Origin of the sequence: Chryseobacterium camelliae, from assembly GCF_002770595.1 — a bacterium.
Taxonomy (GTDB): Bacteria; Bacteroidota; Bacteroidia; order Flavobacteriales; family Weeksellaceae; genus Chryseobacterium; species Chryseobacterium camelliae.
In genome coordinates, this window is the sequence record NZ_CP022986.1 from 4,127,177 (window position 1) to 4,141,590 (window position 14,414).

14 protein-coding genes are annotated in these 14,414 nt (G+C 44.9%); 4 read left to right on the forward strand and 10 right to left on the reverse strand.

Going from position 1 to position 14,414, the window contains the following annotated elements:
• Nucleotides 1–46: 46 nt before the first annotated feature.
• The 8 genes from lipB to CGB83_RS18975 form a co-directional block, all read right to left on the reverse strand.
• The gene (gene lipB / locus CGB83_RS18940; RefSeq protein WP_100077238.1) at nucleotides 47–790 is read right to left on the reverse strand and encodes a lipoyl(octanoyl) transferase LipB; all 744 of its coding nucleotides are present in this window, start codon (nucleotides 788–790) and stop codon (nucleotides 47–49) included.
• Between the two features lie 32 nt (nucleotides 791–822).
• A complete protein-coding gene (gene trpA, locus CGB83_RS18945; RefSeq protein ID WP_100077239.1) occupies nucleotides 823–1,557 on the reverse strand; it encodes a tryptophan synthase subunit alpha in 735 nt (244 codons plus the stop codon).
• A 21-nt stretch (nucleotides 1,558–1,578) separates the two neighbouring features.
• Nucleotides 1,579–2,790: a tryptophan synthase subunit beta gene (gene trpB, locus CGB83_RS18950; RefSeq protein ID WP_100077240.1), complete on the reverse strand. Its 1,212-nt coding sequence runs from the start codon at nucleotides 2,788–2,790 to the stop codon at nucleotides 1,579–1,581.
• A gap of 67 nt (nucleotides 2,791–2,857) precedes the next feature.
• Complete coding sequence (locus CGB83_RS18955) at nucleotides 2,858–3,535, reverse strand: phosphoribosylanthranilate isomerase (protein WP_100077241.1); 678 nt, start codon at nucleotides 3,533–3,535, stop codon at nucleotides 2,858–2,860.
• A gap of 9 nt (nucleotides 3,536–3,544) precedes the next feature.
• Nucleotides 3,545–4,336 carry an indole-3-glycerol phosphate synthase TrpC gene (trpC, locus tag CGB83_RS18960; protein WP_100077242.1) on the reverse strand — a complete coding sequence of 264 codons (792 nt, stop codon included), beginning with the start codon at nucleotides 4,334–4,336 and terminating at the stop codon, nucleotides 3,545–3,547.
• A gap of 75 nt (nucleotides 4,337–4,411) precedes the next feature.
• Complete coding sequence (gene trpD, locus CGB83_RS18965; RefSeq protein ID WP_100077243.1) at nucleotides 4,412–5,398, reverse strand: anthranilate phosphoribosyltransferase; 987 nt, start codon at nucleotides 5,396–5,398, stop codon at nucleotides 4,412–4,414.
• Between the two features lie 32 nt (nucleotides 5,399–5,430).
• Nucleotides 5,431–6,045 (reverse strand): anthranilate synthase component II, encoded by a 615-nt coding sequence (locus CGB83_RS18970; RefSeq protein WP_100077244.1) that lies wholly within the window; start codon nucleotides 6,043–6,045, stop codon nucleotides 5,431–5,433.
• Nucleotides 6,046–6,111: 66 nt separating this feature from the next.
• Nucleotides 6,112–7,533, reverse strand: a complete 1,422-nt coding sequence (locus tag CGB83_RS18975) for an anthranilate synthase component I family protein (protein ID WP_100077245.1) — start codon at nucleotides 7,531–7,533, stop codon at nucleotides 6,112–6,114.
• A gap of 332 nt (nucleotides 7,534–7,865) precedes the next feature.
• On the opposite strand from CGB83_RS18975, the gene CGB83_RS18980 reads away from it, so the two are divergent.
• The 4 genes from CGB83_RS18980 to CGB83_RS18995 all read left to right on the forward strand — a co-directional run bounded on the left by CGB83_RS18980 (nucleotide 7,866) and on the right by CGB83_RS18995 (nucleotide 11,964).
• A complete protein-coding gene (locus tag CGB83_RS18980; protein WP_100077246.1) occupies nucleotides 7,866–8,093 on the forward strand; it encodes a hypothetical protein in 228 nt (75 codons plus the stop codon).
• Nucleotides 8,093–8,464 carry a c-type cytochrome gene (locus CGB83_RS18985; protein WP_100077247.1) on the forward strand — a complete coding sequence of 124 codons (372 nt, stop codon included), beginning with the start codon at nucleotides 8,093–8,095 and terminating at the stop codon, nucleotides 8,462–8,464. Before CGB83_RS18980 ends, CGB83_RS18985 begins: the two co-directional genes overlap by 1 nt.
• 129 nt (nucleotides 8,465–8,593) lie before the next feature.
• Nucleotides 8,594–10,294: a lysine--tRNA ligase gene (gene lysS / locus CGB83_RS18990; protein WP_100077248.1), complete on the forward strand. Its 1,701-nt coding sequence runs from the start codon at nucleotides 8,594–8,596 to the stop codon at nucleotides 10,292–10,294.
• A gap of 263 nt (nucleotides 10,295–10,557) precedes the next feature.
• On the forward strand, nucleotides 10,558–11,964 hold the full coding sequence (locus CGB83_RS18995) for a T9SS type A sorting domain-containing protein (RefSeq protein ID WP_100077249.1): 1,407 nt from the start codon (nucleotides 10,558–10,560) through the stop codon (nucleotides 11,962–11,964).
• Nucleotides 11,965–11,989: 25 nt separating this feature from the next.
• Here the strand turns inward: CGB83_RS18995 and CGB83_RS19000 are convergent, their stop codons facing one another.
• A complete protein-coding gene (locus tag CGB83_RS19000; RefSeq protein ID WP_100077250.1) occupies nucleotides 11,990–13,018 on the reverse strand; it encodes a cytochrome d ubiquinol oxidase subunit II in 1,029 nt (342 codons plus the stop codon).
• Nucleotides 13,015–14,361: a cytochrome ubiquinol oxidase subunit I gene (locus CGB83_RS19005; RefSeq protein ID WP_100077251.1), complete on the reverse strand. Its 1,347-nt coding sequence runs from the start codon at nucleotides 14,359–14,361 to the stop codon at nucleotides 13,015–13,017. The genes CGB83_RS19000 and CGB83_RS19005 overlap by 4 nt, the downstream gene beginning before the upstream one ends.
• Between the last annotated feature and the right edge of the window lie 53 nt (nucleotides 14,362–14,414).

The following is a 14,414-nucleotide window of genomic DNA, read 5'->3' on the forward strand; positions in this document are numbered from 1 at the left end:
ATGGGTTTTTATCTATTGCTATAGCCGAAAGTGAATGATCTTGCCGCTAATTTTCCTGTTTACTGTACATAATCAGTTCAGCTTCGAAAACTTCAGTAAAATGTTTTCTGACGGCAGACTTTACCTGTTCTTTTTCTTCAGGGGTCAGGTCCCTTTCCAGTTCTCTTTTCAGGGAAGTTACCTGCTTATCCTTGATGCCACATGGGATAATATATTCAAAATACCGCATATCAGTGTCAACGTTCAATGCAAAGCCGTGCAGGGTAACCCAGCGTGATGCTTTAACGCCCATGGCGCAGATTTTCCGGGCATAAGGTTTTCCCACATCCAGCCATACGCCGGTTTCACCTTTGGAGCGTTCCCCTTTCAGCCCGAATTCGGCGATGGTCCTGATGATCACTTCTTCAAGGTTCCTCATATATAAGTGAATGTCTGTGAAGAAATTTTCAAGGTCTAAAATCGGGTATCCTACCAGCTGCCCGTAACCGTGATAGGTAATGTCCCCGCCGCGGTTGGTTTTTACGAAAGTGGCCTCTATCTCTTTCAGCTGTTCCATTCCGGCCAGCATGTTTTCTTCGTGGCCGCTTTTGCCCAGGGTGTATACATGCGGATGCTCTATAAAAAGCAGGTAATTGGACGTGGTATGATGCTGCTCCGGCGGCACATCACGGTTTTTGATCTTGGTATCGATGATGCCTTTCATCAGCTGTTCCTGATAATCCCACGCAGACTGGTAATCTTTAATGCCTAAATCTTCAAACAGCACTGCTTTGTTCTGATGTGTATTCATATCCCTCAATTGAAATACAAAGATAGTGAATTTTAACCTTTAACAGAGCGGATAAAGCCCGAAGCTTTGTCCTTCCAGTCGGTCTCCTGAAGCAGGATATTGACGAAAGCCGTGCCTATAATTCCGCCGTCCGCATGCCGGGTTACCGTTTCGAAATCCTGTCTTGACTGGATACCGAAGCCGATCATCAGAGGGTTGGTAAGCGGTAATGAGGCCAGGCCGGAAAGATAATCTTCGTTGTTGACCGCAGCCTTCTGGCTGCCGGTTGTAGAGGAAGAACTTACGGCATATAAAAAACCGGAACTCAGGGAATCCAGGTAGAGGATCCTTTCCGAAGAGGTTTCAGGAGTGACCAGGAACGTGAAGTTCAGGCCATATTTACGGATAACGGGCCCGTAATTTTTTTCAAATTCAACCGGCGGAAGGTCCGGAATGATCAGCCCGGAAACTCCGCTATCCGCACAGGCTGCACAGAAGTTTTCAAATCCGAAGCTCAGCACAGGATTGATATATCCCATCAGGATCACCGGGATTTTGATATCATGTTTAACGGATTTCAGCTGGGAAAACAGCTTTTCAAGTGTCATTCCGTTATGAAGCGCGCGTTCATGGGCCTGCTGGATCACAGGGCCATCCGCTACAGGATCAGAATACGGCATGCCGATTTCCATCATGTCCGCTCCCGAATCCTGGATCAGCTTCATAATATCCGCCGTATCTTCAGCTTCAGGAATGCCGGCCGTAAAGTATATATTAAGTTTTTTCATTTGAATAAAGTGGTAAATTGGTTAGAATTGATCAGGTAGTTGCCCATCCATATCCTGGACTTTTTTTAAGTACGTTTCCATATCCTTGTCTCCGCGTCCGCTCAGGCAGATGACAACCACATCATCCGGTTTAAAGGTCTTCTGATCAAGCACTGCCAGTGCATGAGCGCTTTCCAGTGCCGGAATAATGCCTTCGGAGCGGGTCAGTGCAAAGGCAGACTGTAAGGCCTCTTCATCCGTTATGCTGAAAAACTCCGCCCGCTTTTCATTGAAAAGATGCGCGTGAAAAGGCCCGATACCCGGATAATCCAGCCCTGCGGAAATCGAGTGGGGCTCAATCACCTGTCCGTCTGCGGTCTGCATCACCAGGCTTTTGCTTCCGTGCAAAACGCCCAGGGTCCCTAAAAAGGTCGTTGCTGCCGTTTTTCCCGAATCTATGCCTAAACCACCGGCTTCTGCGGCAATCAATTGTACATTTTCTTCCTCTACGAAATGGTAAAAAGCCCCTGCCGCATTGCTTCCGCCTCCTACGCAGGCAATGACATAGTCGGGATTCCGGTTTCCGGTCTGCTCATACAGCTGTTCGCGGATTTCTTTCGAGATAATACTCTGGAACCTGGCCACAAGATCCGGGAAAGGATGGGGACCCACCACACTTCCGATGACATAATGAGTCGTCACAGGATTGCTGATCCAGTCGCGCAGGGCTTCATTAACTGCATCTTTCAGTGTCTTGGAGCCTGATGTGGCTGCCACTACTTTCGCACCCAGCATATTCATCCGGGCCACATTCGGTGCCTGCCGTTTGATATCCACTTCTCCCATGTAGACAATGCATTCCAGTCCAAGCAGGGCGCAGGCAGTCGCAGTCGCTACCCCGTGCTGTCCGGCTCCTGTTTCTGCGATAATCCTGTTTTTGCCGAGCCTTTTGGCCAGCAAAACCTGTCCGAGCGCATTGTTGATCTTATGGGCCCCGGTATGGTTAAGGTCTTCCCGTTTCAGGTAGATCCGGGTATTGTATTTTTTACTTAGGTTTTTAGCAAAGTACAGCGGTGTCGCACGCCCTACATAATTTTTAAGGAGCTCCTGGTATTCCTGCTGGAAATCTTCAGATTCTATAATGGCTATATACTTCTTTTGCAGTTCCTCTACATTCGGATACAGCATTTCAGGGATGAACGCTCCGCCAAATGCACCGTAATATCCGTTTTCGTCTGGGTTTTTATATTTCATTTTTTTGTTTTTTAGTAATTCAATGGTCTTCTATACAATCTGGAGTGGCTGTGCAGTTTGTTCATGATCAATCTGTTTTGTAGATATTGGATACGAATTCTCTGATCCTGTCCAAATCCTTATCACCCGGCGTCCGTTCAAATTTTGAATTGATATCAATGGCAAAAGGCTTATGGCTGATGGTATCCAGGTCACCAATATTGTCTCTTGAAATTCCGCCGCTTAAAAAATAGGGAAGCGGAATATCCAGGCTGTCAAGGAGACTCCACTCAAAGCGTTTTCCGGTGCCGCCGTATCCTTTGCTGTCCGTATCAAACAAAATATAATCCACATCGTTCTGAACGGCCCGGATCTGTTCCGAAATCTCTTCTGAATGCTGCTCTTTTGAAACAGCATCGTGAATCCCGATTCTTACCGCCTTCATGATTTTAATTTTATGGCCTGCCTGTTTTCTGAGTGTGCTGATGTAAGTCTGGTCCTCATTTCCGTGCAGCTGGATCATAGCCAGGCCTGCTTTTTCGGCTACTTCAATAACCTTTTCAACTGATTCATTCACAAATACCCCGGTTTTTCCCGGATGGTCAATAGACTGAATATAGGCTAATGTGAGCGAGTTCATGACAAAGCGGGGAGAACGTTCATAAAATATGAATCCTATAAAGTCCACGTTCAGGGCAATCAGGTCCCGGATCTGTTCCTTTTTGGTCATGCCGCACACTTTCAGTGCCTGTATTCCGTTCTTCATATCCGTTCTTTATAATCCATGCACATGGGAAGACTGGCTGACAAAATCTGCAAAAGACTGTCCCGGATCGCTGTTTTTCATAAAATATTCGCCCATCAGGAAAGCATCAAAGCCCTGCTCTTTAAGGAACAGGAAATCCTTAACAGTATAAATACCGCTTTCCGCCACAGAAAGAGCCTGTTCCGGAAGCATATCTTTAAGCTGTACGGAATGCTGCAGATCCACTTTAAAATCTTTCAGGTTCCTGTTGTTGATACCTACCATGTCAATCGCGGACTGATAATGCTTAAGTTCAGTTTCGGTATGGATTTCCAGCAGTACTTCAAGGCCCAGTTCATGGGATAATGCGGTGAAATCATTCACCTGTTCCGGTGAAAGGCATGCCGCAATCAGCAGCACAGCATCGGCACCGATGCTTTTAGCCTCATAAAACTGGTATTCATCAATCATGAAATCTTTGCGTAGAACCGGAATATGGATGTGGTTTCTTACCTTCATAACATCATCCAGGCTCCCGCCGAAAAAATCATGATCGGTAAGGATGGAAACGCCTCCGGCTCCGGCACGCTCATAGCTTGAGACCACTTCTAAAGGAGCAGCGCTATTGTTGATGATGCCTTTAGACGGTGACTGCCGCTTGAATTCTGCAATGATTCCGGTAGTATTTTTCAGGGAAGCCTTCATGGAAAGCGTTTTCCTGCCGAAAAACTCAGCATCTTTAAGCATAGCTAACGGCACTTTGGATTTTGCCGATAACACTTCTTCTTTTTTCCTCTGTATGATTTGATCTAATATCGTCATAATATGTTTTTTAGCTTTTATTAAGGATTATTCGTGCTTGAGCATCATTCCTGATTGAACGGAGAAATCCCGGTTCTATTGAAGCAGCATTTCCAGGCTTTGCAGGGCTTTACCGCTCTTCAGACTATCCTCAGCAAGCAGGAGGCATTCTTTATAATCTCCGTATCGGTGGGTGTGATGAAGCGCTACGGCAGCATTGGCCAGGACAACCGAATTCTGCTGTTCCGTCCCTTTTCCTTCCAGGATTTTCCTGAATAATGCTGCCGTTTCCCCGATGGTTCCTCCTGCCTGGATGCTTTCCGGACTGACGGCATTGAATCCGAGATCTTCTGCGGAGTACATTTCTTCGCCGTATTTGGTAATGATTTTGGTATCCCGTGTAAGGCTGATTTCATCATATCCGTCCATGCCGTGAACCAGGACAAATTCACGGCTGTCTTTCTGCAAAAGGTATTGGTAGATCCTTGCAATTTCAAGGTTATACACGCCGATCACGGAATATTGGGGTTTCGCAGGGTTCACCAGCGGTCCTAAGAGGTTGAAAAATGTACGCAGTCCCAGAGCTTTCCTTAAAGCTCCCACTGATTGCAGGGCAGGGTGGAAGTAAGGCGCGTGCAGGAAACAGATGTTGGCTTTCGCCAGGTCCTCATTCAGTTCTTCCGAAGTTTTTTTGAACTGATAGCCAAGTTCTTCCAGTACATTGGAAGCACCCGTGGTGGTTGAAGCCCCGTAATTTCCGTGCTTGGAAACTTTCTGTCCTGTCCCGGCCACAACAAAACTGGCCAGGGTTGAGATATTGATGGTGTTTTTTCCGTCACCGCCCGTTCCGACGATATCCAGCAAGCCGTCTTCTTCAAGGGTTACCGGAACTGCCATCTGTAAAAGGGCTTCCCGGAAGCCTTCCAGCTCCTGAAGGGTGATGTTGCGAAGCAGGAAAACACTGATGAACGCTGTGATTTCAGCATCATTGAATTTATTATGGGCTATTTCAAGCATCATTGCTTTCGCTTCAGATTTGGACAGCGTATAATGATTGAACAGGTATTGCAGTATTTCTTTCATAACAGGATTCTGTAAAAATTAATCAGTCTGGTTTAGTGGAGAAGAAAGTTCCTGATGATGGTTTCTCCGTCCGGTGTCAGAATGCTTTCGGGGTGGAACTGCACACCATGCACATCATATGTTTTGTGTTGCAGAGCCATGATCATGCCGTCGTTATCCACAGCGGTAATTTCCAGTTCTTCAGGAAACCCTTCGGTGTTGACTGCCCAGCTGTGGTATCTCCCGACTTCCATTCCGGAAGCAAGGTCACGGAAAAGTTTTGTTTTTTCTTTGACCAGGTTAGCTGGGGTAGAAACCCCGTGGAAGATCTCGGAAAGGTTGATCAGGGTTCCGCCGAACGCTTCCGCAATCGCCTGCTGTCCCAGGCATACGCCCAGGATGCTTTTGCTGGGAGCATACTCCCGGATCAGGTCCAGCAGAATGCCTGCTTCTTCCGGGATACCGGGACCGGGCGAAAGAATGATTTTATCATATTGTGCAATATCTTCGAGGGAGATCTCATCATTCCTCACGACATCCACTTTTCGGCCTAAGATCCTTTCTATGATCTGCACCAGGTTGTAGGTGAAGCTGTCATAGTTGTCAAAGACCAGGATTTTTGCTTCGTAATCCGTATCGGATGGAGGTATGGGTAGGGTAGTATTCATTTTTAAGGATAAGGTTGGTTATTGTATCAGATATAAATCTGTCGGTTATAAATGGTTAGTCGTGGATCAGTCTGCTATTTTCTCTGCTTTTTCCACTGCTTTTTTCAGGGCATTCAGCTTATTATTGACTTCCTGCAGTTCATTTTCAGGTACCGAGTGGGCGACAAGGCCTGCTCCTGCCTGATAATATAGGGTGTTGTTTTTACTCAGGAACGTCCTGATCATGATGGCCTGGTTGCAGGTTCCGTTCAGTCCGATCATCCCGATACAGCCTCCGTAGTATCCCCTGGAATCTTTTTCATACGCATCAATCAGCTGAAGGGCTTTGTGTTTCGGTGCACCGCTTAAAGTTCCCTGGGGAAAGGTAGCCGATACCATTTCGAAAGGCTGGATGCCGGCCGGAAGATCGGCTGTTACTTCGCTTACCATATGAATCACGTGGGAAAAGAGCTGGATCTCTTTCAGTTTCGTTACCGTAACATTGTTTCCCAGTTTCCCCAGGTCGTTTCTGGCCAGGTCCACCAGCATCGTATGTTCTGCGTTTTCTTTCGGATCTTTTTTTAAGGTTTCAATAGCCTTCAGGTCAGTGTCCAGATGGCCCGTCCTTTTGAATGTCCCGGCAATCGGGTGGATTACAGCCTGGTTATTTTTGATGATGAGCTGGCTTTCCGGGCTGGAACCGAACAGTTTGTAATTGCCATAGTCGAAGAAAAAGAGGTAAGGAGAGGGGTTGATGTTCCGCAATGCGCGGTACACATTGAATTCATCACCGGTAAACTTCTGCTGAAACCTCCTGCTGAGTACCAGCTGGAATACATCGCCCCTCATGCAGTGCTTCTGGGCCGTTTTTACCAGTGCGATATATTCTTCATCGGTAAGGTTGGACGTTTCCGAACCGGATTTCCCGAAAGGATAAATCACCGGATTCCTGTTCTTGATCAGGCTTTCAAGGTGATAGAGCTCGGAGCGAACGCCTTCAATGCGGTTTTCAATAAAATGCATTTCATCATTGTAATGATTGATCGCAATCACATACTGGTAAAGGCGGTACCTGAGCAGCGGGATCTCCACTTCCGGGCTCTGTGCTTTAAAGGTGACTTTTTCAAAAAGCTGTACCGCATCAAAACTGGTATACCCGAACACGCTCTGTGCGGTTTCCTCTACTGCGTCTTTTGCCTTTTCACATTCAAAAATCTGGCAGAAATCCCTGAAAATATCGGTTACCGAATGTCCTTCCAGCGGCTGTTTTACCGGTTCTTCCAGCGGGAGTTTTACCTCAAATTCTTTCAGCGACCTGATCTCTATTCCGGCAATGGCATTGATGCCGATATACGAGAAATTGTGCTCTGCATTCCTGGAATCCGAACTTTCCAGCAGTACCGTATCCCTGAAATGGTCCCTTACCTGAAGGTAAATGTTCATGGGAGTCTGCAGGTCTCCGAGTGTTTTTTTTGAAACGGTTTTTATTTTGATTTTTTTGTGGAACATCTGTATTGGTTTACATTTTTAAATAAAAAAAAGACTTCAACGGTATCCGTCAAAGTCTCTATATGCTAAATATTATTTTTGTCTTGCGTTAACAACATAACAATACTTCCAGACCCGACGAAGAGTTTGAAAGCCACCACCAGTTATTGTTGCTGATCTGATTCATGAGACAAAAGTAAATATTTTTTTGATATGAAATACAAAAATCCCGAAAAATTATCAAAGCTTAACTTTTCTCCTGATATTAACCGGTCAAGACCCTGAAAAAATCCTGATTTGTCATAACCTGAAATTTATTTTTTATATTTTTGCTTAAATAATATAGAAAAAGAATGAAAAAAGTATTAGCCGCCGCATTTATTGCAAGCTTATTGATGATCAACTGTTCTAAGAAAACAGATCATTCCCTGCAGGACAGCAACACGATGCTGGAAGAACCTGAAGTACCAACAGTAACCGATTCAACCGCTAAAAAAGCAGATACACCGGCTGCCACAGCTACTGCACCTGCCGCCACAGCTACCGACGCTGCCAAAAAAGATTCCACAGCAGCCAAATAATGAAAAAACTGTTTTTAACAGGATGCATAGGGCTGCTTATGGCATCCTGTTCTAAAAAAGAAAATACGGCCGTACAGTCTCCGGAACAGCCCGGCCAATCTGAACAGGCGGTCAGCCAGCTTTCCGGGGAACAGCTGATTCAGACGCTGGATTGCTCAGGGTGCCACGCTGTGGATGAAAGGATGATCGGCCCTTCGTACCGTGACATTGCAGGCAGGTACACCGAGAAGGATGCGGAACTGCTGGCTTCCAAGATCATCGAGGGAGGAAGCGGAGTGTGGGGAAGCGTCCCTATGCCGCCCCATCAGCAGATTTCAAAGGAAGACGCAAAGAAGATGGTAGGCTATATCCTTACGCTGAAAAATAAATAAATTTTTACATTCGTAAAAGAATACATGCTGTTCCCGTGAGGGAGCAGCATTTTGTTGTATAAGGGCGGAATTTTTTTGCCTCATACCTTTAAAAACCCTTATCTTTGCCCGTTATTGAAATACAGAAAAATGCAATTATCAGAACAGGAAATAATCCGAAGAGAAAAGCTGTCCAAGCTGACTGAAATGGGGATCAATGCTTTCCCTGCCGATGAGTATACCATCACAGATACTACAGAATCTATAAAACAGGATTTCGCTGATAATAAACAGGTTAAGATTGCCGGTAGACTGATGTCCAGAAGGATACAGGGGAAAGCGTCTTTTGCTGAACTGCAGGATTCCAAAGGAAAGATTCAGGTGTATTTTAACAGGGATGAAATCTGTACCGGAGAAGACAAGACTTTATATAACGAAGTATACAAGCATCTTCTGGACATTGGTGATATCATTGGTGTGGAAGGTGAGCTGTTCAAAACCCAGGTAGGGGAGATGACGGTAATGGTGAAGAATTTTACGCTTCTGACAAAGGCGTTACGTCCTCTTCCACAGCCGAGGACCGATGAAAATGGTGTTGTATATGACGCATTTAACGATCCTGAATTAAGATACAGGCAGCGCTATGTGGATTTAACCGTAAATCCTCAGGTGAAAGAAGTTTTTGTAAAGAGGACCAGGCTTTTCAATGCGATGAGGACGTTCTTTAATGATGCCGGTTATTTTGAAGTGGAAACCCCGATCCTGCAGTCTATTCCGGGAGGAGCTGCTGCCCGGCCGTTCATTACCCATCATAATGCATTGGATATCCCGTTATATTTAAGGATTGCCAACGAATTATACCTGAAAAGGCTGATTGTCGGTGGCTTCGACGGTGTCTATGAGTTTTCCAAAAACTTCAGGAATGAAGGGATGGACAGGACCCATAACCCTGAATTTACCGCTATGGAAATCTACGTAGCTTATAAAGACTACAACTGGATGATGGATTTCACTGAAAAACTGCTGGAATTCTGTGCCGTACAGGTTAACGGGACTACCAAAGCAACTTTCGGGGAATATGAAGTGGATTTCAAAGCACCGTACCAGAGGATTTCCATGACCGATGCGATCCTGAAGTTCACCGGTTTTGATATCACCGGAAAAACAGAACAGGAACTGTTTGATTTTGCGAAATCAATTGGCATTGATGTGAACCAAACCATGGGGAAAGGGAAGCTGATTGATGAGATTTTCGGGGAGAAATGTGAAGGAAACTTTATCCAGCCGACATTCATTACGGATTATCCGGTGGAAATGTCTCCGCTCACCAAAAAACACCGGAGCAAAGAAGGGCTTACCGAGCGTTTTGAGCTGATGGTATGTGGTAAGGAAATTGCCAATGCCTATTCCGAGCTGAATGACCCCATAGACCAGAGGGAACGTTTTGAAGACCAGCTGAAATTGTCTGAAAAAGGAGATGACGAAGCCGGTCAGTTCATTGATGAAGATTTCCTGAGGGCACTGGAATACGGAATGCCGCCGACATCCGGATTAGGAATCGGAATGGACCGCCTGATCATGTTCCTTACCAACAATGCTTCTATCCAGGAAGTGCTGTTCTTCCCGCAGATGAAACCGGAAAAAGCCGTACCTCAGATTGAGCTGGGAGAAGATGAAAAAGTAATCCTTGAGATCCTGAACTCCCGTGAGGAGCCTTTTTCACTGGCAGAAGTTAAGGAAAGAAGTCAGCTGTCCGGTAAAAAATGGGATAAAGCTTCCAAGATACTGACGAAAAATAACCTGGTAAAGGTTGAAAAGATTGATGAACAGCTTCTCATGAAGCTCGCATAATACGGATTAAATTCCAACCCTATACCTCTGCAATTCCTGCAGAGGTTTTTTTATGCCTTCCTGTACTCCTATATTTTTAAAAAGTGTAAAAATTGCAGATTTTGAAGAACTTATTGCTTTTATTTTTTCAAAGCTGTTGCTTAAGATCGTAAGGTGTTTAGAAGAAAATTTCTATTAGTACTACAAGAGTATAACACATTACTTCATACTATTTTCAAAATTTAAATTAATTTGTACATTTGCTGAAGTAAAAAACACAGACAATGAAAAAAACATGTACCTTATTGGTATTGGCTTGTTCTATAGCTAATGCCCAGATTACCATCACTAAAGACACTTCATTCGGAAACAACGGGACTGTAAGTGGTTTAGGATCTTCTTCGCCCAATGACTGGCTGCTGCTGATTCCCCGTATTCATTCGACTTTCCAGGGAAGCAAAATTTTTGTCAGTTATCATGTGGACAACAGTTCTTTCACCCAGTTTACGAGGCTGAATGCTGACGGTTCTCCCGATGTTGCATTCGGGACTAATGGAACTGTGGTGATTCCGGCGTTTGAGGCCTATTATTTTTACGCCAATAATGATTTTTTCTATACCATTGGAAACCGGAAATACCTTTCCAATGGCCAGGAAGATACCAATTTTTCCAATGCCACGATGCAAATAACGGACTGGAACTATAAAATTGTGCTTCCGGATGGCAAGATTTTCTTCCGGGGAGATCATGCCTTCAGCAAATTTCTTCCAAACGGTAATCCGGATACCTCTTACGGAACTAACGGTTCTATGAACATTGACGCCTCTGTTGCCGGAGATCCTAGTGGGAATTTCAATTATGAGTTCTTTTTTAACAAAGACCAGGCAGTATACGAATTTATCTCTCCGTCTGTTGGCTTGTCCAATATCCGTAAAGTGAGCGTGGGTACAGGCAGCCTGGATACTTCATACGGCCAGAGTGGCTATGCCCATGTAAAAAATTCAGTGCTCACTACAACAGCTTCTTATGCTGTGAGTGTGCAGACTTCTTTAAATGATGGATCTTTCATCAATAAATTTACAGATAGCGGAAATATCTATTTCACCAAGACAGATGGCCAGGGGATGCTGGACCAGACTTTGGGAACCGGTGGTGTGATTATCGCTGAAAAGTCATTTTTGTATAACGGGACTGCGTATTCTGCACAGGACACGGAGCCACTGGTGTATAATGATGTAATCCTGGTTCCCGCAGAAAATTCTTCCCATGATCTTGGGATTGCCTGTTATTCAATGAACGGTAATAATCTTACGGTTAATAACGGTACGTTTTATCCCCTGTCAGGAACTTCATACACGACGTTGAGATTCACTTTTGTGAAAGATAATTACCTGTATGTGATGCATGACAATAATATTTCAAGGTACATTATCCAGAAACCTGTACTATCCGTAAAAGAACAGGCAGGTCAACAAGATGTAATAAGATTCGAAAATCCTTTTAACGAACAATTATCCATGTTTTCCGATGCTGATATCAGAGAAGTGGAAATTCTGGATGAAAGCGGGAAAACCGTTCTGAGAGGAAAAGGTCCTAAACTCAATACCTCATCTCTGCTGAAAGGCAGCTATCTCATCAGAATAACTTCAGCATCCGGTAAAGTAACGGTAAAAAAGGGAATTAAAAACTAACAGAATATACATATTGAAAAAACCGTCATCGCGACGGTTTTCTCAATAAAGATCTTCTTTGTTTGCTGAATGAGACCATCAGGTAGAAAAGGAATGGAAGAATAAAAACGGAGCCTAAAATTAAAGCCCATCCCAATGCATTGATGGTTTTGGGAGCCGCCACATGCTCCAGCAGCGAAAGATGCTGTCCGTTCCCGAACAGAATGATGTTCGGATTATGCTGATACGTGGCAGCTACCAGGATCATAATGATCTGGAATCCTGCGAGAGCCCTTACAGAAAGCAGTTTTCCGGTATGCATTGCTCTTAGGATAAGCCCTAGGCAGATCGTCGCAAAGACTGTAGCCATAATTCCCAAAGGTTTGGAGAAAACCCACATCACCAATGGGATATCGGAAATATAGGCTGTAAGAAAGACCAGAAGCCCTGTAATGACTACAAATACCATGGTTTGTTTTGATTTTTTGATCATCAGCTTCAATTCCATACGGTCTATCGCTTCCCTCAACGCAAATACCGAAGCGACATAAGCGCAGATGGCAATCGTAAAGAGGCCTACAGCCACACCGAACCAGTTCAGCCAGCTGAAAATATAGAGTTCTGCAAAACTGTTCGCATCCGGATGGATGGACCTGGAAATGGTTGCTGCAGCAATCAGTCCGAGGAAGAAAGGTGTTAGTAAGCTGGAGAAATAAAAGATCTGGGTATACACTTTCTGCCACTCATCTTTTACGGCATCATAATGCCTGAAGGTAAACGAAGTACCTCGGGCAATAATCCCGATCAGCATCAGTACCAAAGGGATATGAAGGTAAGTGGAAAGGGTGGTGTACACTTCCGGGAAGCCGACAAAAAGAATCACAATGGCTATAATCAGCCACATATGATTGGCCTCCCATACCGGAGCGATCGATTCATACATAATGACCTGTGTTTTGGGGCGGTTTTTTTCTTTGGTGAACATTTCCACGATTCCTGCCCCGAAATCAGCTCCCCCTAAAATCACATAGAGGCAGATAGACAGCCAGAGAAAACCTATGACAACATAAATCATAATTTCTTGTTTTTAATAGTGTTGAACTGAGGATCGGTAGGATCATATAATTTCGGGACCATCCTGATCTGCCTGGTCAGAAGGAATGCCATCACGAAAGAGAGGGAAACAAACACGGCAGTAAAGAAATAGAAGGAATACTGTATTCCGGGCATCGGAGTCACCGCATCCACTGTTCTCATAATTCCGTAGATGATCCACGGCTGACGTCCGACTTCGGTTACCGTCCAGCCCGCTTCCAGTGCCATATAGCCGAAAGGCGTGGCAATCAGGAATGTTTTTAGGAACCAGGTTTTATTCAGCCATTCTTTCTTAAAAAAGCTGGCATACAGGTAGAGCATTCCGATGATGATCATTACCACCCCGAAAAAGATCATGATCTGAAAAGCATAATGGACCACCGCTACCGGAGGCCATTCGTCCCTTGGGAAATCTTTCAGTCCTTTTACTTCTGCGTTGAAATCACTTGCAACAAGGAAGCTGAGCATTTTCGGAATCTTAATTGCATATTTCAGTTCTGCCTTTTGCTGGTTCGGAATTCCGCCAATGACAAATGCAGCCCCTTTTTCCGTTTCGAAATGCGCTTCCATGGCGGCAAGTTTGATGGGCTGCCGTTCAGCAACCGATTTTGCCGCCGTATCACCTGTCAAGGGTGCTCCGAAGGCCCCGATCATCGCAAAACCGGCTGCAATCCTGAATGCTTTGGTATGGAATTCCACATTTTTTTTACGCATGATTAAAAAAGCGTGTACTCCTGCTACCGCAAATCCGGTAGCACAAAAGGCGGCAACGGTCATGTGGAGCGCCTGTGAAAACCAGGCATCATTGAACATGGCTTTGATAGGATCTATATTCAGGTATTGTCCGTTGATGTAATCAAATCCCGAGGGAGAGTTCATCCAGGCATTGGCTGCAACGACCAGGATACCGGATGCAAGACCGCTTAAACCTACCAGGAATCCGCAGAACCAATGGAACCATTTGTTGAAACGGTCCCAGCCGTACAGGAAGAACCCTATGGCAATGGCTTCAATAAAAAATGCGGTTCCTTCCAGGGAAAAAGGCATCCCGAAAATAGGGCCGGCATGCTTCATGAACTGAGGCCATAAAAGGCCAAGCTCAAAAGAGAGCATCGTCCCGGATACCGCTCCGGTGGCAAAAAGGATGGCTACCCCTTTACTCCATGCTTTGGTAAGGCCTTTATAAAGTTCGTTGCCGGTTTTCAGGTATTTCCAGTGGGCAAATGCCATTAAAAACGGCATCACCATCCCGACACATGAAAAGATAATGTGAAAACCCAGGGACATGGCCATCTGGGCACGGGCCGCAATAAAATCATCCATACACTCAACTTTTAAGTACTCAATTTACGGATAAATTATAAGAAGGAATATGA

Bases quoted from the DNA above. Each gene is read 5' to 3' on its own strand.
- CGB83_RS19000 (WP_100077250.1), bottom strand. From the start codon at position 13,018: ATGATTTATGTTGTCATAGGTTTTCTCTGGCTGTCTATCTGCCTCTAT.
- CGB83_RS18980 (WP_100077246.1), top strand. From the start codon at position 7,866: ATGAAAAAAGTATTAGCCGCCGCATTTATTGCAAGCTTATTGATGATC.
- lipB (WP_100077238.1), bottom strand. From the start codon at position 790: ATGAATACACATCAGAACAAAGCAGTGCTGTTTGAAGATTTAGGCATT.
- trpC (WP_100077242.1), bottom strand. From the start codon at position 4,336: ATGACGATATTAGATCAAATCATACAGAGGAAAAAAGAAGAAGTGTTA.
- lysS (WP_100077248.1), top strand. From the start codon at position 8,594: ATGCAATTATCAGAACAGGAAATAATCCGAAGAGAAAAGCTGTCCAAG.
- trpD (WP_100077243.1), bottom strand. From the start codon at position 5,398: ATGAAAGAAATACTGCAATACCTGTTCAATCATTATACGCTGTCCAAA.
- trpA (WP_100077239.1), bottom strand. From the start codon at position 1,557: ATGAAAAAACTTAATATATACTTTACGGCCGGCATTCCTGAAGCTGAA.
- CGB83_RS18955 (WP_100077241.1), bottom strand. From the start codon at position 3,535: ATGAAGAACGGAATACAGGCACTGAAAGTGTGCGGCATGACCAAAAAG.
- CGB83_RS19005 (WP_100077251.1), bottom strand. From the start codon at position 14,361: ATGGATGATTTTATTGCGGCCCGTGCCCAGATGGCCATGTCCCTGGGT.
- CGB83_RS18995 (WP_100077249.1), top strand. From the start codon at position 10,558: ATGAAAAAAACATGTACCTTATTGGTATTGGCTTGTTCTATAGCTAAT.
- CGB83_RS18970 (WP_100077244.1), bottom strand. From the start codon at position 6,045: ATGAATACTACCCTACCCATACCTCCATCCGATACGGATTACGAAGCA.
- trpB (WP_100077240.1), bottom strand. From the start codon at position 2,790: ATGAAATATAAAAACCCAGACGAAAACGGATATTACGGTGCATTTGGC.
- CGB83_RS18975 (WP_100077245.1), bottom strand. From the start codon at position 7,533: ATGTTCCACAAAAAAATCAAAATAAAAACCGTTTCAAAAAAAACACTC.
- CGB83_RS18985 (WP_100077247.1), top strand. From the start codon at position 8,093: ATGAAAAAACTGTTTTTAACAGGATGCATAGGGCTGCTTATGGCATCC.